Raw genomic sequence first — 23,672 nt, 5'->3', positions numbered from 1 at the left:
GATTTCAATCGGAGGAACCAGCCCTATCTGTTCCGGGGAGAGCTCAAGCATTACCTTTCAGGGAACCCCCGGAGCGGTGGTGACCTACAACATAGCCGGGGTGCTGAACAACGAGACGGCACAGATCGACCCTTCCGGTTATGCATACGCCTCAACAGGAACCCTTACAGAAACTACGGTCTATGAATTGGTGAGCGTTACCTATACGGGAGTGGATGCATGTTCACAGCCCCTAACGGGTTCGGTTACGGTAGAGGTGAATGAACTGCCGCAGGTGAGCATCGAGGACGGCTATATCTGTATTGATCCGATCACCCTTGCCGTTACAAGGACCTATGTTCTCGACACCGGCCTGAACGACGGGCAATACACCTTCGAATGGTCGGATGCAAATGGCGTAATACCTACTGCAACAAGCAGTTTCTATGAGGCATCTGCCGTAGGGCAGTATTCGGTTACGATCACCGATATAGTGACAGAGTGTCAACAGACGGCCTTTGCCACGGTCTACCAGTCATCTCCTCCGATAAGCTTCGACTATACGGTGAACGATTACTTCTCGCAGAACCCGACGGTGACCATCACGGCACAACCGGCCGGCGACTACGAATACCAGCTGGATTACGGTCCCTTCCAGGACAGCAACGTGTTTGACAACATCAGCCAGGGCACCCACACGATCACGGTAAGGGATCCACAGGCGTGCGACGTGCTAACCGGTGAGGTTACGATCATCGACTATCCGAAGTACTTCACCCCTAACGGAGACGGAATCCACGATACTTGGAATATTTCCGAATTCGGTGAGGAACTTAACGCAAAAATTTATATATTTGACCGATTCGGAAAACTGGTGAAGGAAATCAGCACGAAGGGATTGGGCTGGGACGGTACCTTCAACGGACAGCTGCTTCCTGCAACTGATTATTGGTTTACCCTAGATTACGAGGAAAAAGGAATTAGAAAAGAATTTAAAGCACATTTTTCATTAAAACGTTAACCCTGATGAATTTCAAAAAAGGCTATTTAGTATTATTATTGTTCATATCACAGATTTCATTTTCGCAAGAAGGTATTGCAGTTTATACAGATTATTTATCAGATAATTATTATTTGATTCATCCATCAATGGCAGGAGCCGCAAATTGTGCTAAAGTTAGGCTTACTGCTAGACAACAATGGTTTGGAGACGATCGAGCTCCAGCATTACAAACAGCCAGTTTTAATGGAAGTTTAGGGGAACAGTCTGGAGGCGGAATCATTTTATTTAATGACAGAAATGGATACCACTCTCAAAAAGGAGTGAAATTAACGTATGCTCATCACATTATGTTTTCAAGATCAGATGTTGATTTGAATCAGTTGTCATTTGGTATGAGCGTCGGATTGATCCAAAGTCAATTAGACCAAAGTGATTGGGGACCAGAGTTCGATCCAAATAATGATGGGACAATCCAAAAGGATTCTTACTTTAACGTAGATATAGGTGCTTCCTATAATTATTTAGAGTTCTATACTCATTTAACAGTAAAGAACGCTCTAGAATCTAGAAGAGATATATACACAGATGTTGAACCGGATAATTTAAGAAAACTATTATTCAGTGCTGGATATGTTTTTGGAGATAGCGATCGTTTGCAATTGGAACCTTCTTTCCTGTTTCAATATACAGATGAGACTAAAGAGAAATCAATTGATTTGAACTTGAAAGTTTATAAAGATTTGGAATTCGGCAAACTTTGGGGTGGTTTTTCTTATAGAAGAAGTTTTGACGCGACTCAATATGAGGATAATGGAAGTGTGAACAAACAAAATTTGCAATACTTGACTCCAATTGTTGGTCTAAATTATAATAATTTAGTTTTCGCATACCAGTATTCTCATTTATTAGGAGACATTCAGTATGCTGGTGGTTTTCACCAATTCACTTTAGGTATCAATCTTTTCTGTAAGAGAGAGAAATGGGATTGTAACTGTCCTGCTATCAACTAATTTTAGTAATGATATTATTCAAAGTCCCGATAATCTCGGGACTTTTTTTTAAAAATAAATCTATGGTAATAAAAAGTGTAAACGGAAAGAGTCCGATTATTCCGGATGACTGCTATGTAGCGGAAAATGCTACTATTGTTGGAGATGTGTCTTTTGGTGCTAATTGCAGTGTGTGGTTTAATGCGGTTATTCGGGGCGACGTACATTTTATAAAGATAGGAAACAAGGTGAATATTCAAGATGGTGCAATAATTCATTGTACCTATCAAAAACATCCCACATTAATCGGTAACAATGTTTCCATTGGCCACAATGCCATTGTTCACGGATGTACGGTTCACGATAATGTTTTAATTGGAATGGGTGCTATTGTTATGGACAATTGTGTTATAGGAAGCAATTCGATTGTAGCTGCAGGTGCAGTTATAACACAGAATACTGTTATAGAATCAGGAAGTATCTATGCGGGTGTTCCCGCTAAGAAAGTAAAAGACATTGATCAGTCTGATTTTGCAGGAGAAATTGAAAGGATTTCGAATAATTATGTGATGTATTCAAGCTGGTTTAAATAAATTAAAAGTCCCGTTCCTCAATAGGATATTCGTGATTTAGAATCTCTGACAGTACTTTAGGATCGGTATTTGTATAAAAGGCAGTATGGGGTTTTTCAGAAACATTAAAGCCGACCTTTTCTTTTAAAATAGTATGTGTCTGCCTTGCAACAGCCTCTCCAGAATCGATAATCTTGATGTGTGGTGGCAGAATTTTTTTTATCTGAGGGATGAGGTAAGGATAATGACTACATCCTAAAACAAGGTAATCAATATTAGCTTTAATCATAGGATTTAGATAGGTTTTAAGCAATTCGAACATTTCGGGGGAGTTCATGTCTCCATTTTCTATTAATTGTACTAAACCATAGCCAATTTGCTCTATAATCGTAGTATCTTGATAAAGTTTGACTGCTTTATTGAAAAGCTCACTGTTTAAAGTTCCTTTTGTGGCAAGAATACCTATAACTTGAGTTTCTGAATTATTCACTGCAGGTTTAAGTGCTGGTTCAATTCCAATAAAAGGAACATCATATTTTGCCCTAAGTTCTTTTATGGCATTTGTAGTTGCTGTGTTACAGGCAACGACAATTAACTTTGAATTTTGGTTCAGTAAGTATTCCGTATTTTTAATGCTCAGTGCGATGATTTCATCTTTAGATTTTTGTCCATAAGGTGCGTTTTTACTGTCTGCTAAGTAAATTGTGCTTTCGTTTGGGAGCAGCTGATGTATTTTGGTCCAGATGGAAGTCCCTCCAATTCCTGAATCAAAAAGACCGATAGGGTTATTGTTAGTCATAAAAACAAATATAAAAAAAAACTGCCCAATCAAATTAATGAATGGACAGTTTTTGTATTTCTAGGAAGGTTTTAAAATCCTAAATCTTTTTTTACATCAGCAGTTAAGTCAGTTCCATCTACTAAAATAAAACTTGCCATGTCAGCAACGTATTGGAATCCTTTTGCTTTACCCACTTTTTCAATTGAAGCTTTAATCTTCAATTGGATTGGTTTCATCAAGTCCATTTGTTTCTGTTGTAACTCTTTTTGAGCATTTTGGCCAAAATCTTGGATTCTTCTTTCCATGTCTTCCACTTCTTTCGAACGTTCTTTGTTTATGGCATCCGTTACCTGTTCAGCTTCAGTTGAATATTTTTGCAATTTTGTTTGAAGCTCATTTCTCATTGTAGTAAAATCCGCTTCATAAGTTTGACTTAATTTTTCAATTTGCTTTTGGGCATCAATTACTGCCGGCATTTTAGTCATTATCTCTTCCACATTAACGTGAGCTATTTTTGTTTGAGCGTTAACTTGATTTGCTCCAAAAAATAAAACTGCAGCAAGTAGTAAAGTTTTCAATTGTTTCATCATTTTCAATTTTAAAGTAAGTAATTAATTTTATTTGTTATTTGTTTTCTTCTGTTTTATTCTCCGTTTCTTTTTTGTCCTCTTTTGCTTTTTTGGCAGCTTCTCTATCGGCTAATATTTTTGCTTTTTTATCGGCAATTGCTTTCTTCCTTTCTTCTAGTTCTTTTGCTTTTGCATCAACAGCTTCTTTTCTAGCGGCTTGTTTGTCTTCCAAAGTTTCTACTTTGGTAGATTCCTGTGTGCTGGTTTTTTGTTTGTCTTCACTTACAGGTTCAGTACCAATTTTTTTGGCATCCTCTGGTTTTGAGGCTTCTGGTTTTTTGCCATTTTTCTCGTCAATTAGCTGTTGTCTCTTTGCCAATGCGGCTTCTCTTTTTTCTTGAGCTGCAAGTTTTCTTTCCTCCATCAAACGTTCTCTTTCCGCTTTCTTGTCGGCAGCAGCTTTTTCTCTTGCTGTTCGCTTATCTTCAAGTGCTTTTTGACGTGCTGCCAAATCAGAATTTTGGTCTTGCAAATCTTCCTGATATTCTTTTATTTCTTCTTCTTTAAGCTCTTTCTTGCTTAATTGACTTCTTTTAGAACTTCTTGTCAAGCTTCTGATAACGGCATCACTAATGTCAAAACGTTTTGCAGCAAAAAGAACAGTAAGGTCTGAGGATTTGTCTAAAACAAAATCATATTTTTTTTGTTCGGCTATATCTTGAACGGCTGTAAAAACTTGGTCTTGAATTGGTTTTACCATAACAGCTTTCTGAACTATTAGATCGCCATTAGGTCCGAATCTTTTTTCTTGGAATGCAGTAAGTTCTGTTTCTTGAAACAAAATTTCTTCTTCTCTTTCCTCAATGAGTTCCTTGGTTAAGAGCACTCTTTCGGTTTTTAAAGATTCCTTTAATTTGTTGATTTCATTTTTCTTTACTTCGATCTCCTGTTTCCATTTTTGAGCTTTTTGCTCCAACTGATTTTTTGCTTCTGTAAAATCAGGAACATTTTGCAATATATATTCCATATCGATATACCCGATACGGATACCTCTTGCAGTTTGTGCATTTGCTGTAAATGTTACAGTAATTAGTAATAGTAGTAAAAAATGCTTTCTCATAACTTAAACTGTGTTAGAAAATATCGTGCCAAACTCCTTAAAATTGCTGACCGATAATGAAATGTGTTTCCCATCCATTCTTTTGTGTTGCTCCTGGGAGTGCATCAAATCCGTGTGCGAAATCAATACCTAACAAGCCAAATGCCGGCATAAATACTCTTAAACCAAATCCAGCCGAACGTTGTAGTTGAAAAGGATTGTAGTCTTTAAAGCCTGTATAAGCAGCACCCGCTTCAAAAAAGGTCAAGACATAAATAGAGGCTTGCTGTTTCAAAGTTAATGGATATCTAAGCTCTAACGAAAATTTATTATAAATTGTTGCACCATTTTGGTTTCCAGTTGAATCAAAAGGTGTTAAAGATTGATTTGGGTATCCTCTTAATTGGATAACTTCTCTTCCATCTAATGCAAAGTTGGCCAAACCGTCTCCTCCCAAAAAGAACCTTTCAAACGGTACGTCGCCTCTTGCACTATTGTAATTTCCTAGATAACCGAACTCCACTAAAGAACGAAGTACTAATTTATCATAAATTTTTGTATACCAATCAGCTTTCATCTTAATTTTATAATATTCCAGCCAATTAAATTTCTTTTGATCTACTTTTGATCTGTCAACATCGGCATCAGCAAAATTTACTTCCTCAACTATTTCATAACCAGTCCCACTTGTTTTGATTAGATCTCCTTGATTAATTTCGCGTCCATTAACGTCGAAAGTCCCAGTAGCTCCTGCATATCTTAATTTATAGTCTTTTTCGTTTTCTAAAGCCTTGTAATCAATATTGTTCCATAATGAATAAGGTGGTGTCAATTTTGCAGTAATGCTAAACTCTGAACCATACATCGGGAAAATAGGGTTTGTTCCTTTATTGTTTCGGGTTAATCCAACCGTGTAGGCAAAATTTCGTGAAGATCCATTTCCAAAGCTAAACAGACCTGTGTTGTAATTATTTAAATCATAGTATTGGAAACTCAAGGCCTGAGAAAGAACAAATGAGTCATCCGGGACACTTAATCTTTTTGCCAAACCAACAGAAAGCGAGATGATGTTGAAACTTCTACTTCTGTCAACACTATTGGTGCTGAAATTGTTTAAGAACTGTTTACTGTATGACAATGAAGTGCTAAAACTCACCGGTTTCTTTCCTCCAAACCATGGCTCCGAAAACGACAAACTATAGGTTTGGAAAAAACTGCTTCCTTGCAAACGGAGTGCCACTTTTTGACCATCTCCCATCGGAAGTGGTTGGTAGGCATCCTTGTTGAAAATATTTCGTGCAGAAAAGTTGTTGAAAGAAAGTCCTAAAGTTCCGATGAAACCTCCACCGCCATAACCACCTTGTAGTTCAATCTGGCTGGATCCTTTTTCAACTAATTGCCATTCGATATCAACAGTTCCGGCAGCTGGATCAACATTTTTAAAGGCTGGATTTATAGCTTCTGGATCAAAAAATCCCATTGCTCCAATTTCACGAATGGATCGGATCAAATCTTCCTTGCTGTATTTCTGACCTGGTTTTGTCCTAAGTTCACGATAAATCACTTCATCATTGGTCTTGTCATTACCGGTCACTGTAATTTTATTAAAATAGGCCAAAGGTCCTTCTAGAATCCTGATTTCAAAATCAATGGTGTCGTTTTCCGTTCGTACTTCCACGGCATTGATCTGTGAAAACAAATAACCGTTGTTTTGGTATAAATTGGTAATGTCATCCCCGTCGGGTTTAGTTTTATCGGCAATTCTTTTTTCCAAAAGAACTCCATTGTAAACGTCTCCTTTTTTTATACCTAACATAGTACTCAATCCCCTGTCTGTATAAATCGTGTTTCCTAAAAATTTAATATCCCCAAAATAGTATTTCTTTCCTTCTTCGATATTTATTTTTATGTCAATCTTATTCTTTTCCTTGTTGTAAGCAACAGTGTCAGAAACGATTCTTGCATCACGGTATCCTTTTTCTTTGTATTTATTGACAACGCTAACCAAATCTTCTTCATATTTTTCCTTGATGTATTTTGATCTTTTCAAAATACGTATCGGATTGATTTGCTTGGTATTTTTCATTGCATTACGCAATTTTCGGTCTGTGAATTTTTCGTTTCCAGTAAAATCGATTGATTTGATTTTTACTTTTTGACCTCTGTCAATAGTAACGAGCATCTTAACTTCGTTTCCAGAAGTTGTGTCGGGAATGGTTGTAATGTTTACCTTGGTATTGAAAAAACCGTCTTTTTTGTACTTGTTTTCAATGTAGTTTTTTGTAGTGGTAACTAAGTTTTCATTGACAATTTTTCCTTTTGTAAGGCTGTTGTCTTTTATAAGTGCTTCGGTTTTGGATTTCTTTACACCTGTAATTTTTACTTCGCTTAATTTTGGGAGCTCATTAATATTCAATTCTAAAAAAATACTATCGCCTTCTATTTTATTGACAAAAAAATCAATGTCACTAAAAAGACCAAGTTTTCCTAATTTCTTAATGGCGTTGCTTATTTCCTCACCGGGAACTGTAATTCTTTGTCCTTTTTCAAGGCCTGTAAATGTTACTACGGTTTGTTCATTGTAGCTTATTTTTCCAGTGACATTTATGTCGGCTAAAATATAGGGTGTTCCTTGATCAAAAGGAACTCTATCTTGAGCTTTTACTTGAGAAATACTTCCAAAAAATAGAATTGTGAAGAAGAATTGTATGCTTTTATTTAACACTAAAAAATTATTTAATTTGTTCACTTGTTTTTCCGAATCTTCGTTCTCTTTTTTGATAACTAATGATAGCCTCATATAAATTTTGTTCTGTAAAATCTGGCCAAAGAACGTCTGTAAAGTATAATTCTGCATAGGCTATCTGCCAAAGAAGGAAATTACTGATTCTATGTTCGCCACTGGTTCTTATTAATAAATCTACATCCGGTAAATTTTGCGTGTAAAGATGCTGATTAATAATTGATTCGTCAATAGCGTCTATTGAAATTATATTATTTTTAACTTTACTACTTATGTTTTTAATTGCAGAGATGAGTTCCTCCCTTGAACCATAGCTCAATGCAAGGGTTAAGGTCATTCTGGTGTTGTCTTTTGTTTTGTTAATTACTTCTAAAAGTTCTTTTTGAGCACTCTTTGGAAGCTTTTCTAAATTGCCGATTGTATGAAGTTTGATGTTGTTTTCTACAAGTGTTTTCAACTCATTTTTTAAGGAACTGATAAGCAGTTTCATTAAAGTATCAACTTCAAGTTTTGGTCGGTTCCAGTTTTCGGTAGAAAAGGCATATAAAGTAAGATTTTCGATGCCAAGTTTTGCACAACTCTCAACAGTTTTTCTTACTGATTTTGTACCGTTTTCATGACCAAAAGCCCTCATTAGGCCTTGTTTTTTAGCCCAACGGCCATTCCCGTCCATGATTATGGCAAGGTGTTTTGGTAAATTATCTTTGTTTATGTTGTCTAGTAAATCCATTATTTAATCACAGTAGCAAGGCTTGTTTCCAAAAGTATATGTTAGTGTAAAACCCGAAACAATATACCAATCATTACTATTTATATTTCCAAATCTAAAATCTTTAAGAGCATCGTTTTTAGGAAAGCTTCCGTCAATATCGTCGGCAAATGTATATCTCGGACTGATTTCGAAACCTAAAACCCAATGTGGCGTAATGTTCGATTTGACACCAACTGCCATTGGGACTGATAATGTTCCGTGGCTGGAATCTTTTCTTATATCGGCACTGGCACCATTGTCCACCAGATACAATCCATTATAATGAGTATAGCTCAAGCCTAAAAATACATAAGGCGTTATTTGTCTTTCAAGATCGTGCAAATTGAAATCAAAAAAATTAAATTCAAGCCCTAAAGATACTTCTTTTATGGTGTTCTCAAAGTCATAATCACGCTGTTTTCGTCTTTCATCTTTCGATTTATCGTCGTCCGCCGTGATTTTTACATTTGTTATCGATGCCCTCCAGGAATGTCTGGGACTCTTATTCCATTTATAAATTAATCCGTAGGCAAGTTCATTAGGTTTGAGGTAAGTCATTGAGCCAACATCGCCTACAAAATTACTTCCACCTGCAAAAACACCAATTTCGTGAATTTGGGCTTTAGTGGCTGAAAAGCTTATGAGGCAAATTATGGATAAAAAGAGTCTATTCATCGTTATAAAAATAGCGTGCAAATATAAGAAATCTGACTACTAAATGATTAACAATTTAGTATTTATGATGAATTATATCTAAACGGGTTATTATTCTGTAAATTATTGAACCATTCAACGGAATAACAAACGATAATAAAGTGAGTTGTAGTATAGCTTACAGGTAATTTAGTTTTTAATTCCTCTTATCTTCGCCCCAAAGAAGTTTGTTTCGGAGCGTTTTCAGGAAAGTTTCCTCGGGAATTTCGACCATATTGATTTGGAAAGGTGTTTTCTTTATGGTAAGAATAGATTCGTTTTTGATGGAAGTAATCCTTGAATCAAGCGAAACAAGATATTGTTCTTCTCGTCCTGTGACTTTCAAACGAATTTCTGTTTTATCGGGAATCACCAAAGGTCTTGCATTCAAATTATGTGGGGCAATAGGAGTAATGACCAGGCTTTTTACATCTGGAGTAAGAATCGGACCTCCACAACTCAAGGAATAGCCTGTTGATCCAGTGGGAGTTGCAATAATCAATCCGTCGGCCCAATAGGAATTCAGATACTCACCGTTAAGATATGTTTCAATTGTAATCATCGAAGTGGTATCTTTTCGGCTCACTGAAATTTCATTCATCGCAAAATTAATATCCTGAATGCCTTTGTTTTTTGGGGAGATACTCAAGCTTAATAAAGTTCTTTTAGAGATGGTATACTTTTTATCGACCACAAATTGAAGAAACGTTTCGATGTTTTCCTTTTGAACCGAGGCTAAAAACCCTAATCTTCCCGCATTGATGCCTAAAATGGGAATTCCGGATTTCCGCACTAGTGTTGCCGCTCTCAAAATCGTTCCGTCGCCACCAATACTCAACAATAAATCAAAACTCGAATCCAGTTCCTTGTATGAATTGAAGGTTTTGTATTCCTTCTTGATCAATTGTTTTTCGTATAACATCTTCAAAAAATCAGCCTCAATAACCATCTCGACATTGTTTTGATTAAAAAAAACAAAAATATCCCGAATGATGGGTTCGGTACTGTTTTGATAATATTGTCCGTAAATGGCAACTTTCATTTTTTGGTGGATTTTTTTATTTGTTGATTTTTATTTGTCTAATCGAATTAACGAATCAACAAATTGCCAAATCAAAACACTACATATTAAGGTATTTGTCTAAATAATCTGATCGTTCTTTCAGTGCATTAAGGTAATTGTCTTCCTGATGTTCAGAGATGATTTCATAACCATATCTTCTAAAGGTTTGGATGATTTCGTTCATACCTCCAAGTCCAATTTTTACCGTAATTTGAATTGTATTTACTGTGGTGTCAGATACAAAAGTGCCAAGAAGTCGGCCTCCGTTGCTTTCTACAATCTGGGCAATTTGCGACATCGAATAGTCGGTAATGGCTTTTTCGACAATAATGATTCCGCCCTGTTCTTTCAAGAAAGGAGTTTCGTTGAAAAACTTGATGATGTCGGTAATTTCATAATATCCAACATATTTGTTCTCATCGTCCAAAACCGGAATAACATTGGTGTGGTTTCTGGCAAATACTTCCATAATGTCGAGCCAAATCATATTGGTTCGGGCATAAAAACCTTCGAGGGTATAGCGGTAGTGCGAAATTTTTTTGTCACTATCAAAAGTGTCGACATCTTCAGAAGCGATACTTCCAATGTAAATGCTTTCTTCGACAACAGGAAAATGGGAGAAATTTACTTCTGCAAAAAAATCCTGAACGTTGTCAATAGTTTCCTGACTGTCCAGTGCCTTAAAGTCGTTGTTGATGTAATCTGTGATTTCTGTCATATATAAAGTGTGGATAATCGACTGCAAATTAATCAAAATTTAGCATAAACACGGTGTTTAACTTCGTATTTTTGCCTCATTAACATTCACAAAAAGCATTCCAATGACAAAGTTAAGTGTAAACATCAATAAAATTGCCACATTAAGAAACGCTCGTGGCGGAAATGTGCCTAATTTATTGCAGGTTGCCAAAGATATCCAGCAGTTTGGCGGACAAGGAATCACAATTCACCCACGTCCGGACGAACGTCATATCCGTTATCAGGATGCGAGAGATTTGAAGCCAATTGTTTATACGGAATATAATATTGAAGGAAATCCCCAACATAATTTCATCGATTTGGTTCTAGAATGCAAGCCAACACAAGTAACTTTGGTTCCAGATGCAATCGGTGCCATCACATCTTCTGCCGGTTGGGACACTGTTTCTCATAAATCCTATTTAACAGAAGTTGTGCAGGAATTTCAACGAAACGACATCCGAGTTTCAATATTTGTAGATCCAATTCTGAAGATGATAGAAGGAGCAAAAGAAGTAGGAACCGACAGGATCGAACTTTATACCGAAGCTTTTGCACATCAATACAGTTTGGGAAATAAGGGTGGAATTCTGCCTTATGTTGAAGCTTCAAAATTAGCCAATGATTTAGGTTTAGGAATCAATGCAGGACACGATTTGAGTTTGGATAACATTCAATTCTTCAAGCAAAATATACCCAATTTATTGGAAGTTTCAATTGGCCATGCCTTGATTTCTGAAGCGATTTATCTTGGTTTGGAGAATGTTGTAAATATGTATTTAAATAAGTTGAAATAATTTGAGATTGAAGATTAACAAATGCTGATTTCTGGTTTTATAATTAAATCATGCTTTTCTGCATTCTAAAATCTAAAATCTAAAATCTAAAATTTTTAAAATGTTGTATTCAAAAATAGAAGGAGAAGGAAAGCCATTCGTCATCATGCACGGTTTTTTAGGAATGTCCGATAATTGGAAAACTTTGGGAACACAATATGCATCGGAAGGCTATCAGGTTCACATGCTCGATTTGAGAAACCACGGTCGGAGTTTGCATTCGGATGAATTCAATTATGAGCTAATGGTTCAGGATTTATACGATTATTGTCAAGAGAACAATCTGGAAAAGATTGATTTGATGGGACATTCGATGGGAGGAAAAGTGGCGATGTTCTTTGCAATGAAATATCCTGAAAAACTCGATAAATTGATCATTGCTGATATAGGTCCCAAATATTACCGTCAGCACCATCAAGATATTTTAGGGGGATTGAATGCGATTGACTTTTCTGTAAAACCGGAAAGATCTGATGTAGAGGAAATCCTTAAAAAGTATGTAGAGGATATGGGAACCCGACAGTTTTTGATGAAAAGTCTGTATTGGAAAGAGCCTGGGCAACTCGCTTTGCGTTTCAATCTGGAAGCCTTCAATAAACAAATCGAAAATATTGGCGAAGCTTTGCCAGAAGATTTAGTGTATGACAAGCCTACATTATTTTTAAAAGGCGAAAAGTCTAATTATATTAAGGAAGAAGATTATGATGCCATCAAGCGTCAGTTTCCAAAAGCTGAAATCGAAGTCGTAGCAAATTCTGGACATTGGCTTCATGCTGAAAACCCAAAAGAATTCTATCAGAAAACCATTGGCTTTTTAAAATAAGCTTAAAGCAAAAAAGGTCCTTTCGCAATTGAGAAAGGACCTTTTTTTATTTTGAATTGATAATTATAGTTTAGAAAATTTCAAAGAAGATTTCAAGCCATTGTCATTAATCGCATGCAGTAAATACATTCCAGCAGTTAAAGACGAAACATCCAAGCTGAAAACATCCGTGCCATTCAATTTCTGATACATCACTTGTTTTCCTGTCATGTCAAAAACACTTATTTCAGATAAGTTTCCACCTTTAATGTTTAGAAGATTTGAAGCAGGATTTGGATAGGCAATCAAATTATCGATTTTTGAAAAAACATCCGTTCCTAAAGCAGTACTATTATATTTGTAGATTCCTCCAGAAGTAGAAGAAATTGTAAATCCGCCACCAAAACCAAGATTGCCATCTTTGAATTTCAATGTGGTTACTTGTGTGCCACTCATCGTTTCCGTCCAAGTTAAACCATCATCTGTGCTGTATGCCGTATAGGAAGTGGTTGAATTTGGAGTTGTCCCAACAGAAACAATTGTACTTGTTCCTGGAATATATTCAATATTCCTGTTTCCTACATTTCCTGTATAAGTTTGTGCTGTCCAGGTTGTTCCTCCGTTGGTTGTTTTGTATAGAATTCCTGTAGAAGCATAAAGAAGCCCTTTGTTGGCATCCGAAAAAGAATAGCTTCCACTCATAGTTGTTCCTGCAAAATCAGTTATTGGCGATTGCACTACCGTCCAGTTTAAACCCTTGTTGATCGACTTGAAAAAGCGTCCTTTATTGGTGCCAAACCACATAGTGTCGCCTACTACATCATAGTTGTGTACATATCCATATTCACCCGATAAAGGTGTTGGAATATTTGCACTTGGAACTCTTGTCCAAGTTGTTCCTCCGTTTGATGTTGTATAAATCTCAAAGTAGTTGTTTGCGGGATCACCTTGAGCAACGCCATTGTTTTCGTCCCAGAAATAAGCAAAATTCGTGAAGGAGTCCGTGGTGTTGAATAAAGCTGTTGTTTGTTTGGTCCAGGTGGTTCCTCCATCAACAGTTTTCCAAACGCCACCATTTACGGTAGAAGTAGGGTGTGCCGTTGCCCAAGCTGTTGTGGATGAAATTCCAACTATCGAAGAAATGTTCAACGTGTTTTGATTTGTTCCTAAATTGATAGCTCCGGAAGTCCAAGTGTTTCCCCCATCCGTACTTTTGGTGAATTGTCTCACGTTTTGAGGAGTGTTGCTTGCTCCATCATAGGCTTTTGCCCAAATAACATTATCATCTACAATCGAAATGTCATCAACACCACGATTAACCTGACTAAATCCAGTAGCTTTTGGTGTCCAAAATTGAGCATGGGAATAAAAGCAACTGATAGTTACTAGTAAGAGTAAAGTTTTTTTCATAAAATAGGGGTTTAGAAGTTTAGTAATCAAAAGTATGAAATTTTATTATTGCTTGAGGATTAACTTTCTGTCAAATTTTCTATATTTGAAAGAACAAAAACAAAAAATTATGGGATTGATTATTAGAATTATAGTTACAGCAATCTTGGTCATGCTGATTGCGAATTTTATGCCTGGGGTTACGGTTGATGGTTTTGTAACTTCAATTGTTGTGGCCATTGTGCTTGGTTTGTTGAATTTATTCGTAAAACCTTTACTTGTGCTTTTCACTTTGCCTGTAACGGTTATAACATTGGGATTGTTCTTGTTGGTCATAAATGCAGTAATAATAATGCTCTGCGATAATCTTGTGTCCGGTTTTGGAGTATCCAGTTTCTGGACCGCTTTATTTTTTAGTATCATTTTGTCAGTTTTGCAATCACTCACATTTGCATTTACCGATAAAGACAAATAATTAAAAACAACATTGTTAATTCTTTAAAAGAGAACTTGGTTGGGTTGCAAAAAAAGTATAATTTTGCAACCCAATTTTATGACGTAAAAAAAATGAATGTTACAAGAAAAAATATCGATGATCTAAATGCAGTTCTAACTGTGGCAGTTTATAAATCTGATTATACTTATAAAGTAGAAAAGATGTTGAAGGAATATCAAAAACAAACGGAACTTCCAGGTTTTAGAAAAGGAACGGTTCCGATGAGCACTATTGAAAAAAAATACGGAAGACCTCTTTTCTTGGATATGGTAAACAAAACCATTCAAGAAGATTTGACCAAATACCTTCAACAAGAAAAATTAGATTTATTAGGAAATCCACTTCCTGTAAAGAACGACAATATTAATTGGGATGCCGAGAAAATCGAATTTGATTTCGAAATAGCACTTGCTCCAACTTTTGATATCGATTTAGGTTCGATCAAAGACTTGACACAATATAAAATCTCTGCCGACGATAAAATGTTGGAAGACCAAGTAGCAAGAATCCAAAAGCAATATGGTAAGATGATTGCCAAAGATACTTTCGAAAAAGGAAACGACGTTTCGGGAACTTTTAGAAATGAAGAAAAAGCAATTGACGCACCGGCTCAATTTTCTTTGGAGATTTTCAAAGATGAAAAAGCAGTTGAAGCTTTATTCTTAGGAAAAAAAGTAGGAGATGTTGTAACATTAAACACGAAAGGTTTATTCGAAGACGATCACCAATTGATGGATTATTTGAAAGTTAGCCACGACGATGTTCACGGTTTGGATATCAATGTAGATTTTACAATCGAAGAAATCACAGAAAGTGAACCGGCAGAATTGAACCAAGAATTGTTCGATAAACTATTCGGAGAAGGAAATGTATCTTCTGTTGAAGAAATCAAGGAAAAAATCAAGGAAGATGCCGAAAAGCAGTTCGAAACACAATCCAATCAAAAATTCTTGAACGACGTGACAGAAGCGTTGTTGAAAAGCACAAAATTCGATTTGCCTTCTGAATTCCTAAAAAGATGGATTCAAACCGTTGGAGAAACACCTCTAACGCCAGAACAAGCAGAAGAAGAATTCGCAAAATCAGAAAACGGGTTGCGTTACCAATTGATCGAAGGAAGAGTGATGTCGCAAAACAACTTGCAACTTAACTTCCAAGATTTAAAGGCATACACTGCCGAAATGATCAAGAAACAAATGGCACAATTCGGACAAATGAATCCAACCGATGCAGATGTTGACGGAATAGTAACAAGAGTTTTATCCAACCAAGAAGAAGCAAAAAGAATTTCTGACCAAGTGATGAGCGAAAAAATGCTAAACCTGTACAAAGAAAAAGTAAGCTCTTCTGTAAAGGAAGTAACCTATCAAGAATTTATCGCCGCTTCATACGGAGAATAATTTCAAAGAAAAATCATTATATTTGAGCGTCAGAAGTTTTTTTTGACGCTCTTTTGTTTGAAGCCATTCCAGCTATCCGTTGCAATCTTTTTTGCAAAAAGCTTTTTTTCTAAGCACAAAAAGGAGCTTCCTCTGGTCGCTCTTTTTCCGCAAGAAAAAATAGCTTTTCCACAAAAAAGGATTTCCACTTCTATCTGGGCTAAAAAAGGAAACAAGACACAATGTCACATCAAACAACAAGGTATAAACTTTGATTAAAATTATAAACTTACTTTAATTATAAAAATAAAATATATGAACTACGGTAAAGAGTTTAAGAAATTTGCTACAAAGCACCAAGGTGTAAATGCATTATATTATGACAAGATCGTAAATGCAATGACACCAACCAACATGACGCCATATATCATCGAAGAACGCCAGTTGAACGTTTCCCAACTAGACGTTTTCTCAAGATTGATGATGGACAGGATCATATTCCTAGGAACAGGAATCGACGATCAAATTGCAAACATCGTTCAAGCACAATTGTTATTCTTGGAAAGTGCTGATGCGGCAAAAGACATCCAAATCTACATCAACTCTCCAGGAGGAAGCGTTTATGCTGGACTAGGAATTTATGACACCATGCAATACATCAAGCCAGATGTTGCAACAATCTGTACAGGAATGGCGGCTTCTATGGGAGCGGTTTTACTTTGTGCTGGAGCTGCAGGAAAACGTTCGGCTTTGCCACATTCAAGAGTCATGATCCACCAACCATCAGGAGGAGCACAAGGTGTTGCTACTGATATGGAAATCAACTTGAGAGAAATGTTGAAGTTGAAAGAAGAATTATATGCCATCATTTCAAACCATTCAGGACAGTCGTTCGACAGAGTTCACAAAGACAGCGAACGTGACTATTGGATGAAAGCCGATGAGGCAAAAGAATACGGAATGATCGATGAAGTGTTGAGAAGATAATTAAGCTGGAAGCTAGAAGATGGAAGAGGGGAGTTGTCCTGTCTTCCATCTTCCATCTTCCATCTTCAAACTAAAAAGAATGGCAAAAGAAGTTTTAGAATGTTCGTTTTGTGGAAGGAATAAGCCTGATACCAATTTATTGATTGCCGGTATCAGTGCTCATATTTGCGACAGGTGTATCGAACAGGCACACGGAATTGTTTTGGAAGAATTAAAAACCAATAAGAATTCAAAGAAATCCAGTGGTGATTTGATTCTGAAGAAACCTAAAGAAATCCGTGCATTTTTGGACCAATATGTAATTGGCCAAGACCAAACCAAAAAAGTAATGTCGGTTGCGGTTTACAACCACTATAAGCGTTTGATGCAACAGCAGGATAACGACGAGGTGGAAATCGAAAAGAGCAACATAATTATGGTTGGTCAAACCGGAACCGGAAAGACATTGGTAGCAAAGACTATCGCAAAAATGTTAGACGTCCCTTTGGCAATTGTTGATGCAACTGTTCTGACAGAAGCTGGATATGTTGGAGAAGACGTAGAAAGTATCCTGACACGTTTGCTTCAAGCAGCCGATTACGATTTGACAAAAGCCGAAAGAGGAATCGTCTTCATCGATGAAATTGATAAAATTGCACGAAAAAGCGACAATCCATCCATCACACGTGATGTTTCTGGAGAAGGTGTCCAGCAAGCTTTATTGAAATTATTGGAAGGAACCGTTGTGAACGTACCGCCAAAAGGAGGTCGAAAACATCCAGACCAGAAATTCATCGAAGTCAATACACAGAACATCTTGTTCATTGCAGGTGGAGCTTTTGATGGCGTGGAGAAAATCATTTCAAAAAGATTGAACCGTCAGGCCGTTGGTTACAGTACTTCTAAAAATGCTGATAATATCGACAAGGACAATCTCTTGCAATACATTATACCAAAAGACATCAAGGATTTCGGATTGATTCCAGAAATCATTGGTCGTTTGCCAGTACTGACGCACATGGATCCTTTGGATAGAGAAACCTTGAGAGCCATTTTGACACAGCCAAAAAATGCGTTAATCAAGCAATACCAAAAGTTATTCTCGATTGATGATGTAGAATTCACCATCACTGACGAAGCTTTGGATTATATTGTAGATAAGGCGTTGGAATACAAACTTGGAGCTCGTGGACTACGTTCGTTATGCGAAGCCATCCTCACCGATGCCATGTACGAACTGCCAAGTTCAGACGAAAAAGTGCTGGCAATCGATAGGGATTATGTGAAAGATACCTTGAACAAAAATTTACTCAAGCGATTGGAGATTGCTTCGTAAATATAATTTATACAAAAAAAATCCCGTCTTGTTCTTTGGAATGAGGCGGGATTTTATTTTAAGATTGTTTTTTCTTGGAAATTTTAGGTAAGCCAGCTTTAGCTAATATTTCATTTGCTTTGTCTAGCTTTTCAGGAAATAAAACTTTTCCTTTAAGTTCTTCCAATTTTTTGTCAAGGACAATAATCGGAACTTTTGATTTATTCAATTCATCTATTGTCATAACTTTTATTTTAAATTTTCTTTTTTTGTTATTAGGAAGGCTTCATAATCTTCGCCAACTATAAATTCAGTCCAATTGCCTTTGCTGTCAAAACCAAAAACTACAAAATCTTCAGCAATTTCCGCTAGGTTATTTGTAATTCCCATTCTGTACAACCGTGTTCTAACATTTGTACTACCAGTTGCTAAAACCCAAGCTTCTGGGTACTTTTGAGTAAATGCATAAACGGTAGAAGCTACTGTCGCTAATACTTTTAAACTATCTCCATTATTAGTTACAGTAATGTCGCTTAACGTCTTAGTCGTTTCGTCATAATCTCCAAAACCTAAATTATAAACGTTTTTTGTTGCCGTTTCAGTATATTCTATGATTTTTTTGATCCGACCTTTTGGACCTTCACTTATAAACTCATAGTAGTGCAACGATTTCTCTGAACGGTATTTGTATTTTGGATACTTCATGGCTTATATAATTTGGCTAAACAAAAATACAAATTTTATTTTCTTATGTAGTGCTTAACAAGAAATTAGATGCAAGCGGTTTTCAAAACCTATTAGGTCTAACTTCCTGCTCTCAATCTTTTTTCCTATTTTTACGGCCATCTAAACAACAACCAATGACTTTTCAAAATACACGCGAATTCGCACAAGAACTAGATGCTCAAGACACCCTTCATCATTACAGAAATGAATTTATTTTCCCACAAGTAAACGGAAGAAAAGTAATCTATTTCACAGGAAACTCTCTCGGATTGCAACCCAAAAGAACCAAAGCCTTTGTAGATGAGGTAATGGACGATTGGGCAAAACTGGCAGTTGAAGGTCACTTCTATGCAGATAAACCTTGGTGGGATTACCACGAGCGTTTTGCCAATCCGTTGAGTAAAATTGTGGGGGCTTTGCCAAGCGAAGTGACTGTAATGAATACCTTGACGGTAAACCTTCACTTGTTAATGGTCTCTTTTTATCGCCCGACGGCTAAAAGATTCAAGATTCTTTGTGAGGCGAAAGCGTTTCCAAGCGATCAATACATGATTCAGAGTCAGGTGCATTTTCACTCGCAGCATTTGGGTATGGATCCATCGGATATGATTGTAGAAATTCAACGTAGGGAAGGCGAACACAATATCCGTCTGGAAGATGTCTTAGCGAAGATTGAAGAAGTAGGCGACGAATTGGCACTTGTATTAATTGGAGGTGTAAATTATTATACCGGACAAGTATTCGATATGAAGACCATTACAGAAGCTGGGCATAAAGCCGGTGCTTATGTAGGTTGGGATTTGGCACACGCTGCCGGAAACATCAAGCTTGAATTGCACGACTGGGAGGTAGATTTCGCCGCTTGGTGCAGTTATAAATATATGAATTCAGGACCTGGAAATGCTTCGGGATGCTTTGTGCATTTGAAGCACCACACGGATGACGATTTGCCACGCTTTGCAGGCTGGTGGGGTCACAACAAGGAACGACGTTTCAAGATGGAACCACAATTCGACCCTGTTGAAGGAGCCGATGGGTGGCAGATCAGTAACTTGCCAATCCTGACTTTAGCACCTTACTTGGCATCGGTAGAGATGTTTGCAGAAGTTGGAATGGATAAACTGATCGAGAAACGTGATAGGATTACTTCTTATTTGGAATTCATCCTGCATGAAATTGATAAGGAAGTGAAGAGTACGTTTGAAATCATTACGCCAACAAATCCATTAGAAAGAGCTTCTCAATTGTCGGTTTTCTTACATGGAGAAGGACGTTCATTATTTGAATACCTAATGAAGAATGGAGTAATCACAGACTGGAGAGAACCGAATGTTATTCGTCTTGCACCAGTTCCGTTATATTGTTCTTTTGAGGATATGTATGAGTTTGGGCAGATCTTGAAGCAGGGAATTCAGTCGCACGGGTAGTATTAAGATTGGAGTATTAAGTATTAAGACAGAAGCAAGGGAAAAGACGATTGTATTTAAAGATAAAGAAATGAACAAAGAGGAAAAAATAAAAAACTTCGACCCATCTCAACCGGGATTGGCAGATGAGAGTATCTTCGGGTTGCCTTTTACGGCAGAGGAGAGTGATATTGTGATTATTCCTGTGCCTTGGGAAGTTACCGTGAGCTATGGTGCTGGTGCATCCGAAGGACCGGATGCTATACTTGATGCTTCGTTTCAGGTGGATTTACACCATCAGGAGTTTCCTGAGCTTTGGAAGCTGGGGATCTATCTTGACTTGAATGAGCAAACGGACAAATGGGCAGCCGACAGTAAAAAATACAAGGCCATGGCACAACCGATTATTGAGGCATTGGAAAGTGGCGAGGTGATTGAAAGCCTGCCACCGTTGCAATCGGATTTGGATAAGATCAATTTGGTGTGTCGTGAGTTGAAGGATGAGGTGAGAGAACGTGTTTTGTATTGGACCAAAAAAGGCAAGAAAGTCGTGCTTCTAGGGGGCGACCACTCTACACCGCTTGGATATTATGAGGCGTTGGCCACACAGCATAGTGATTTTGGGATCCTTCACTTGGATGCCCACATGGATTTGAGGATTGCCTACGAGGGTTTCAAGTATTCGCATGCTTCTATCATGTATAATGCGTTGCAAATCCCGCAGATTTCTAAGATTGTGCAGGTGGGGATTCGTGATTTCTGTGAGCAGGAAGTGGAAGTGGCTCAGAAGGATCGTGTGATGGTGTTTAGCGATATGGACATGAAGGCGGCCACTTTTGAAGGCAAGACATGGGCCCAGCATTGCGATGCGATTATTGACGCATTGCCACAGAAGGTGGCGATTAGTTTTGATATAGATGGTATGTACCCTTGGTATTGCCCGAATACGGGAACGCCGGTACCGGGAGGTTTCTCGTTTGAGGAGGCGGCCTATTTGTTGAGCAAGCTGGCCGATAGTGGCAAGGAGATCATAGGTTTTGACCTGGTGGAAGTAGCACCAGGCGACACCGACTGGGACGGAAATGTTGGGGCACGAATGCTGTTTCACATGTGTGGGGTGTTGGCGAAGAACAACGGCCTGCATGTTGGGGAGCGAATTGCTTTTAAACGATAATAGATTTACATTTTATATGTGGAAACGGGCTTTTTGCCCGTTTTTTTTGTTTGGGGCAGTGTGGAAATTTGTAAAGGTGCAGGCGGTTAGAGTAAATATAGGGGAAACCCTAGTGGAAGTGTGTGGGTAAATTATTATGTTTGTTGGGGTTATGTTTTTTGCTAATTTATTAAAATATTCAAAATCTACATGAAAGATAAAGACGCACTCATATTATTCGCTACAATAAGCGATCCTGAAATAATTACTGACTATCGTAATAAATTATATGAAAATTTGCAGGACATAAACTCCAAAGAAGAGAAATATTCACTTTGGCTTTTGATAATTATTTTGTTTTATTTGGGTAATTCGTCAATTCCTAGTTTTACAATTGGTCCTGCTACAATAGACAATTCTCCTATGTTTAGTAAAATTCTTCCAATGATATTTACAGCAATTGTTTTCAATTTAAATCTATTAGTGCGACATAAAATAGAATTAAACTCATCTTTAGAAACCATTTCGTCAATTTCATTTAATCAATTTTTGCGATTAACCTCTAAAAAATCAATCAAAGAAAATTATGTTTATAAAATGTATTTACCTTATTCGATTTCAAGTGGCTTTCCTAAGTTATTTCGAAAAAGGGCATCAATCTCGGAGATAGTATTTGTTTTGACATTATTAATCCCAATAATAATAATGGCTTTTATTCCATATGTTTTGGTTTCATATATGTTGTATGATCTTTTTCAAAATCATTTTACAGATGTAATTGGTAAAACTTCTTTCTTTATTACTGCTTGGCTTTTTATTGTTATGCTCTATTTTATAATGGTAAATACAATTGACTCGATATGTGGGGAAAAAACTAATACAACTGAAAATTAGTTGCTTTAATAATTATCAAAATATTAAAAATGAATAATACTAGAAAAGATTTGTCAAATTGGATAATACATTTTGTACATAGACGTAATCCCAAGAATGACCCATTAGAATTTTCATATGATTGGGAAAATGACTTCGAATATATTCCATATCCTGATTCGTTTACATTCGATGGTGAGCCATTGTTTTTAACTGAGAAATATGAAGAAGATGACTACGGATTAGAACCAGATGCCCACTCATTTAGTGTATTAAAGAAGATTTTGCACGATGGTATAATAAAGACCGGCTGGTCATTCAGAAAAGGTTCGCCTACTATATATGGTCCAAAGTCCGCAGCTTGCTTTACTGAAATGCCATTTTATGCATTAATCGAATATTCTAAGAATAGGAATGATTTTGATTCTATAGAACCATATGGTTTAGCATTTATCAAAGAAGAACTTTTTGAAGCAGGTGCGAGACCAGTTATTTATGGCTTAAGTGGGAAACATATAGAAAGTAAAGAAGGCGATTCGAACTACGGCATAGGACTTAGAACATTATCGAGTGATTGCGGAATTGGTATTAATGAAATGTATAGGTATGTATATACAAGTATTAAAAGGCAAAAGAAAATAGATTGGACACATGAAAGAGAGTGGAGATGGGCTGATTTAGATGGAAAATTTGACTTTCCAGGAATGCCTTTTATAGCTAAAACAGATGAAATTAGTTTTAGCACTGTAATTGTATTTGTTAAGACAAATGAAGAGGTGCAAGATATTTTAGATCACATCCTCAACTTACATCATTCGCAAACAACAAATTTTGACAGACTTTATGATTTAAAGTTGTTGGAAAATATTTTGATAGTTTCAATGGAGGCTTTGTCCACTCTTTCCATAGATATAGAGGAAGTGAAGTTTGACGATCTACCAGTAAATAAGATTCCAAAAATGAAAAATATTGCAGTAAGTAAAGAAACGTATAAGTTGGTAAAAGAGGCAATATTAGAGGCAGAAAGAATTAGTTTTTCCGTTTCAGAAGAAAAATATAAGCAGTATGGAGATATTGGAGCATGTGGATTCGCAAACATAGTGACTTATGAAAGTAATTCAGAAATTACACAAGCACTGATTAATCTTGAAATAGCTCATTCATTTGCAAAAGGGGAGTACATCATTTATTTAAAGGGTTATCCTGTACAATCAATCGATGTCAAAGAATATGGAGCAATTGAAGCTGCGAAATATTTAACGGAAAAATTAAATCAAAGTTTTTATTCACATACTAGACTTGATTAGTAATGAAAAAGAATAGTTTTTGTAGAAAATATGTATCCTTCAGC

24 protein-coding genes are annotated in these 23,672 nt (G+C 36.7%); 13 read left to right on the top strand and 11 right to left on the bottom strand.

Annotation, left to right across the window (positions count from 1 at the left end):
- The 3 genes from J2X31_RS02715 to J2X31_RS02705 form a co-directional block, all read left to right on the top strand.
- On the top strand, positions 1-1,000 hold a 1,000-nt coding region (locus J2X31_RS02715), incomplete at its 5' end, for a T9SS type B sorting domain-containing protein (RefSeq protein WP_310024197.1).
- Positions 1,001-1,005: 5 nt separating this feature from the next.
- Complete coding sequence (locus tag J2X31_RS02710; protein WP_310024196.1) at positions 1,006-1,992, top strand: PorP/SprF family type IX secretion system membrane protein; 987 nt, start codon at positions 1,006-1,008, stop codon at positions 1,990-1,992.
- A 62-nt stretch (positions 1,993-2,054) separates the two neighbouring features.
- Positions 2,055-2,564 (top strand): gamma carbonic anhydrase family protein, encoded by a 510-nt coding sequence (locus J2X31_RS02705; RefSeq protein ID WP_310024195.1) that lies wholly within the window; start codon positions 2,055-2,057, stop codon positions 2,562-2,564.
- A 1-nt stretch (position 2,565) separates the two neighbouring features.
- Here J2X31_RS02705 and murI read toward each other — a convergent pair whose 3' ends face one another.
- From murI to J2X31_RS02665, 8 genes are all read right to left on the bottom strand, one after another.
- The gene (gene murI, locus J2X31_RS02700; RefSeq protein WP_310024194.1) at positions 2,566-3,342 is read right to left on the bottom strand and encodes a glutamate racemase; all 777 of its coding nucleotides are present in this window, start codon (positions 3,340-3,342) and stop codon (positions 2,566-2,568) included.
- A 71-nt stretch (positions 3,343-3,413) separates the two neighbouring features.
- Positions 3,414-3,911, bottom strand: a complete 498-nt coding sequence (locus J2X31_RS02695; protein ID WP_310024192.1) for an OmpH/Skp family outer membrane protein — start codon at positions 3,909-3,911, stop codon at positions 3,414-3,416.
- 37 nt (positions 3,912-3,948) lie between these two features.
- On the bottom strand, positions 3,949-5,013 hold the full coding sequence (locus J2X31_RS02690) for an OmpH/Skp family outer membrane protein (RefSeq protein WP_310024191.1): 1,065 nt from the start codon (positions 5,011-5,013) through the stop codon (positions 3,949-3,951).
- Between the two features lie 37 nt (positions 5,014-5,050).
- Positions 5,051-7,792, bottom strand: a complete 2,742-nt coding sequence (gene bamA, locus J2X31_RS02685; protein WP_310024189.1) for an outer membrane protein assembly factor BamA — start codon at positions 7,790-7,792, stop codon at positions 5,051-5,053.
- Positions 7,725-8,465 (bottom strand): undecaprenyl pyrophosphate synthase, encoded by a 741-nt coding sequence (uppS, locus tag J2X31_RS02680; protein ID WP_310024188.1) that lies wholly within the window; start codon positions 8,463-8,465, stop codon positions 7,725-7,727. The genes bamA and uppS overlap by 68 nt, the downstream gene beginning before the upstream one ends.
- Before the next feature lie 3 nt (positions 8,466-8,468).
- Positions 8,469-9,161 carry a type IX secretion system protein PorG gene (gene porG / locus J2X31_RS02675; RefSeq protein WP_310024187.1) on the bottom strand — a complete coding sequence of 231 codons (693 nt, stop codon included), beginning with the start codon at positions 9,159-9,161 and terminating at the stop codon, positions 8,469-8,471.
- Between the two features lie 175 nt (positions 9,162-9,336).
- Positions 9,337-10,221: an NAD kinase gene (locus J2X31_RS02670; RefSeq protein WP_310024186.1), complete on the bottom strand. Its 885-nt coding sequence runs from the start codon at positions 10,219-10,221 to the stop codon at positions 9,337-9,339.
- Positions 10,222-10,300: 79 nt separating this feature from the next.
- Positions 10,301-10,960 carry a CBS domain-containing protein gene (locus J2X31_RS02665; RefSeq protein ID WP_310024184.1) on the bottom strand — a complete coding sequence of 220 codons (660 nt, stop codon included), beginning with the start codon at positions 10,958-10,960 and terminating at the stop codon, positions 10,301-10,303.
- Between the two features lie 103 nt (positions 10,961-11,063).
- Between J2X31_RS02665 and J2X31_RS02660 the strand changes: the two genes are divergently transcribed.
- A complete protein-coding gene (locus J2X31_RS02660) occupies positions 11,064-11,777 on the top strand; it encodes a pyridoxine 5'-phosphate synthase (protein WP_310024182.1) in 714 nt (237 codons plus the stop codon).
- A gap of 100 nt (positions 11,778-11,877) precedes the next feature.
- Positions 11,878-12,639 (top strand): alpha/beta fold hydrolase, encoded by a 762-nt coding sequence (locus J2X31_RS02655; RefSeq protein ID WP_310024180.1) that lies wholly within the window; start codon positions 11,878-11,880, stop codon positions 12,637-12,639.
- Positions 12,640-12,702: 63 nt separating this feature from the next.
- Here the strand turns inward: J2X31_RS02655 and J2X31_RS02650 are convergent, their stop codons facing one another.
- The gene (locus tag J2X31_RS02650; protein ID WP_310024179.1) at positions 12,703-14,028 is read right to left on the bottom strand and encodes a T9SS type A sorting domain-containing protein; all 1,326 of its coding nucleotides are present in this window, start codon (positions 14,026-14,028) and stop codon (positions 12,703-12,705) included.
- A 109-nt stretch (positions 14,029-14,137) separates the two neighbouring features.
- On the opposite strand from J2X31_RS02650, the gene J2X31_RS02645 reads away from it, so the two are divergent.
- The 4 genes from J2X31_RS02645 (at position 14,138) to clpX (ending at position 18,184) form a co-directional block, all read left to right on the top strand.
- A complete protein-coding gene (locus J2X31_RS02645; RefSeq protein WP_310024176.1) occupies positions 14,138-14,482 on the top strand; it encodes a phage holin family protein in 345 nt (114 codons plus the stop codon).
- Positions 14,483-14,574: 92 nt separating this feature from the next.
- On the top strand, positions 14,575-15,903 hold the full coding sequence (gene tig, locus J2X31_RS02640; protein WP_310024175.1) for a trigger factor: 1,329 nt from the start codon (positions 14,575-14,577) through the stop codon (positions 15,901-15,903).
- Between the two features lie 294 nt (positions 15,904-16,197).
- Entirely contained in the window at positions 16,198-16,869 is a 672-nt protein-coding gene (gene clpP / locus J2X31_RS02635; RefSeq protein WP_310024174.1) for an ATP-dependent Clp endopeptidase proteolytic subunit ClpP, read from the top strand.
- A gap of 79 nt (positions 16,870-16,948) precedes the next feature.
- The gene (clpX, locus tag J2X31_RS02630) at positions 16,949-18,184 is read left to right on the top strand and encodes an ATP-dependent Clp protease ATP-binding subunit ClpX (protein WP_310024172.1); all 1,236 of its coding nucleotides are present in this window, start codon (positions 16,949-16,951) and stop codon (positions 18,182-18,184) included.
- A 58-nt stretch (positions 18,185-18,242) separates the two neighbouring features.
- Here clpX and J2X31_RS02625 read toward each other — a convergent pair whose 3' ends face one another.
- A complete protein-coding gene (locus J2X31_RS02625) occupies positions 18,243-18,407 on the bottom strand; it encodes a hypothetical protein (RefSeq protein WP_310024171.1) in 165 nt (54 codons plus the stop codon).
- 5 nt (positions 18,408-18,412) lie between these two features.
- The gene (locus J2X31_RS02620) at positions 18,413-18,868 is read right to left on the bottom strand and encodes a DUF6934 family protein (protein ID WP_310024169.1); all 456 of its coding nucleotides are present in this window, start codon (positions 18,866-18,868) and stop codon (positions 18,413-18,415) included.
- Positions 18,869-19,023: 155 nt separating this feature from the next.
- Here J2X31_RS02620 and kynU point away from each other — a divergent pair, with 155 nt between their 5' ends.
- The 4 genes from kynU to J2X31_RS02600 all read left to right on the top strand — a co-directional run bounded on the left by kynU (position 19,024) and on the right by J2X31_RS02600 (position 23,628).
- On the top strand, positions 19,024-20,316 hold the full coding sequence (kynU, locus tag J2X31_RS02615) for a kynureninase (RefSeq protein ID WP_310024168.1): 1,293 nt from the start codon (positions 19,024-19,026) through the stop codon (positions 20,314-20,316).
- 70 nt (positions 20,317-20,386) lie between these two features.
- On the top strand, positions 20,387-21,469 hold the full coding sequence (locus tag J2X31_RS02610) for an agmatinase family protein (RefSeq protein WP_310024166.1): 1,083 nt from the start codon (positions 20,387-20,389) through the stop codon (positions 21,467-21,469).
- Between the two features lie 189 nt (positions 21,470-21,658).
- On the top strand, positions 21,659-22,342 hold the full coding sequence (locus tag J2X31_RS02605) for a hypothetical protein (RefSeq protein WP_310024164.1): 684 nt from the start codon (positions 21,659-21,661) through the stop codon (positions 22,340-22,342).
- 29 nt (positions 22,343-22,371) lie between these two features.
- Positions 22,372-23,628: a hypothetical protein gene (locus tag J2X31_RS02600; RefSeq protein ID WP_310024163.1), complete on the top strand. Its 1,257-nt coding sequence runs from the start codon at positions 22,372-22,374 to the stop codon at positions 23,626-23,628.
- The last annotated feature ends 44 nt before the right edge of the window (positions 23,629-23,672 follow it).

This window comes from Flavobacterium arsenatis (assembly GCF_031456785.1).
In the GTDB taxonomy this organism is placed as follows: Bacteria; Bacteroidota; Bacteroidia; order Flavobacteriales; family Flavobacteriaceae; genus Flavobacterium; species Flavobacterium arsenatis.
The sequence above is the reverse complement of the archived record's forward strand: the minus strand, read 5'-3'. Positions and strand labels throughout refer to the sequence as shown.

What these genes read in the sequence shown, in the direction of transcription:
- J2X31_RS02710 (WP_310024196.1), top strand. Translation starts at nt 1,006, where the DNA reads ATGAATTTCAAAAAAGGCTATTTAGTATTATTATTGTTCATATCACAG.
- J2X31_RS02705 (WP_310024195.1), top strand. Translation starts at nt 2,055, where the DNA reads ATGGTAATAAAAAGTGTAAACGGAAAGAGTCCGATTATTCCGGATGAC.
- murI (WP_310024194.1), bottom strand. Translation starts at nt 3,342, where the DNA reads ATGACTAACAATAACCCTATCGGTCTTTTTGATTCAGGAATTGGAGGG.
- J2X31_RS02695 (WP_310024192.1), bottom strand. Translation starts at nt 3,911, where the DNA reads ATGAAACAATTGAAAACTTTACTACTTGCTGCAGTTTTATTTTTTGGA.
- J2X31_RS02690 (WP_310024191.1), bottom strand. Translation starts at nt 5,013, where the DNA reads ATGAGAAAGCATTTTTTACTACTATTACTAATTACTGTAACATTTACA.
- bamA (WP_310024189.1), bottom strand. Translation starts at nt 7,792, where the DNA reads ATGAGGCTATCATTAGTTATCAAAAAAGAGAACGAAGATTCGGAAAAA.
- uppS (WP_310024188.1), bottom strand. Translation starts at nt 8,465, where the DNA reads ATGGATTTACTAGACAACATAAACAAAGATAATTTACCAAAACACCTT.
- porG (WP_310024187.1), bottom strand. Translation starts at nt 9,161, where the DNA reads ATGAATAGACTCTTTTTATCCATAATTTGCCTCATAAGCTTTTCAGCC.
- J2X31_RS02670 (WP_310024186.1), bottom strand. Translation starts at nt 10,221, where the DNA reads ATGAAAGTTGCCATTTACGGACAATATTATCAAAACAGTACCGAACCC.
- J2X31_RS02665 (WP_310024184.1), bottom strand. Translation starts at nt 10,960, where the DNA reads ATGACAGAAATCACAGATTACATCAACAACGACTTTAAGGCACTGGAC.
- J2X31_RS02660 (WP_310024182.1), top strand. Translation starts at nt 11,064, where the DNA reads ATGACAAAGTTAAGTGTAAACATCAATAAAATTGCCACATTAAGAAAC.
- J2X31_RS02655 (WP_310024180.1), top strand. Translation starts at nt 11,878, where the DNA reads ATGTTGTATTCAAAAATAGAAGGAGAAGGAAAGCCATTCGTCATCATG.
- J2X31_RS02650 (WP_310024179.1), bottom strand. Translation starts at nt 14,028, where the DNA reads ATGAAAAAAACTTTACTCTTACTAGTAACTATCAGTTGCTTTTATTCC.
- J2X31_RS02645 (WP_310024176.1), top strand. Translation starts at nt 14,138, where the DNA reads ATGGGATTGATTATTAGAATTATAGTTACAGCAATCTTGGTCATGCTG.
- tig (WP_310024175.1), top strand. Translation starts at nt 14,575, where the DNA reads ATGAATGTTACAAGAAAAAATATCGATGATCTAAATGCAGTTCTAACT.
- clpP (WP_310024174.1), top strand. Translation starts at nt 16,198, where the DNA reads ATGAACTACGGTAAAGAGTTTAAGAAATTTGCTACAAAGCACCAAGGT.
- clpX (WP_310024172.1), top strand. Translation starts at nt 16,949, where the DNA reads ATGGCAAAAGAAGTTTTAGAATGTTCGTTTTGTGGAAGGAATAAGCCT.
- J2X31_RS02625 (WP_310024171.1), bottom strand. Translation starts at nt 18,407, where the DNA reads ATGACAATAGATGAATTGAATAAATCAAAAGTTCCGATTATTGTCCTT.
- J2X31_RS02620 (WP_310024169.1), bottom strand. Translation starts at nt 18,868, where the DNA reads ATGAAGTATCCAAAATACAAATACCGTTCAGAGAAATCGTTGCACTAC.
- kynU (WP_310024168.1), top strand. Translation starts at nt 19,024, where the DNA reads ATGACTTTTCAAAATACACGCGAATTCGCACAAGAACTAGATGCTCAA.
- J2X31_RS02610 (WP_310024166.1), top strand. Translation starts at nt 20,387, where the DNA reads ATGAACAAAGAGGAAAAAATAAAAAACTTCGACCCATCTCAACCGGGA.
- J2X31_RS02605 (WP_310024164.1), top strand. Translation starts at nt 21,659, where the DNA reads ATGAAAGATAAAGACGCACTCATATTATTCGCTACAATAAGCGATCCT.
- J2X31_RS02600 (WP_310024163.1), top strand. Translation starts at nt 22,372, where the DNA reads ATGAATAATACTAGAAAAGATTTGTCAAATTGGATAATACATTTTGTA.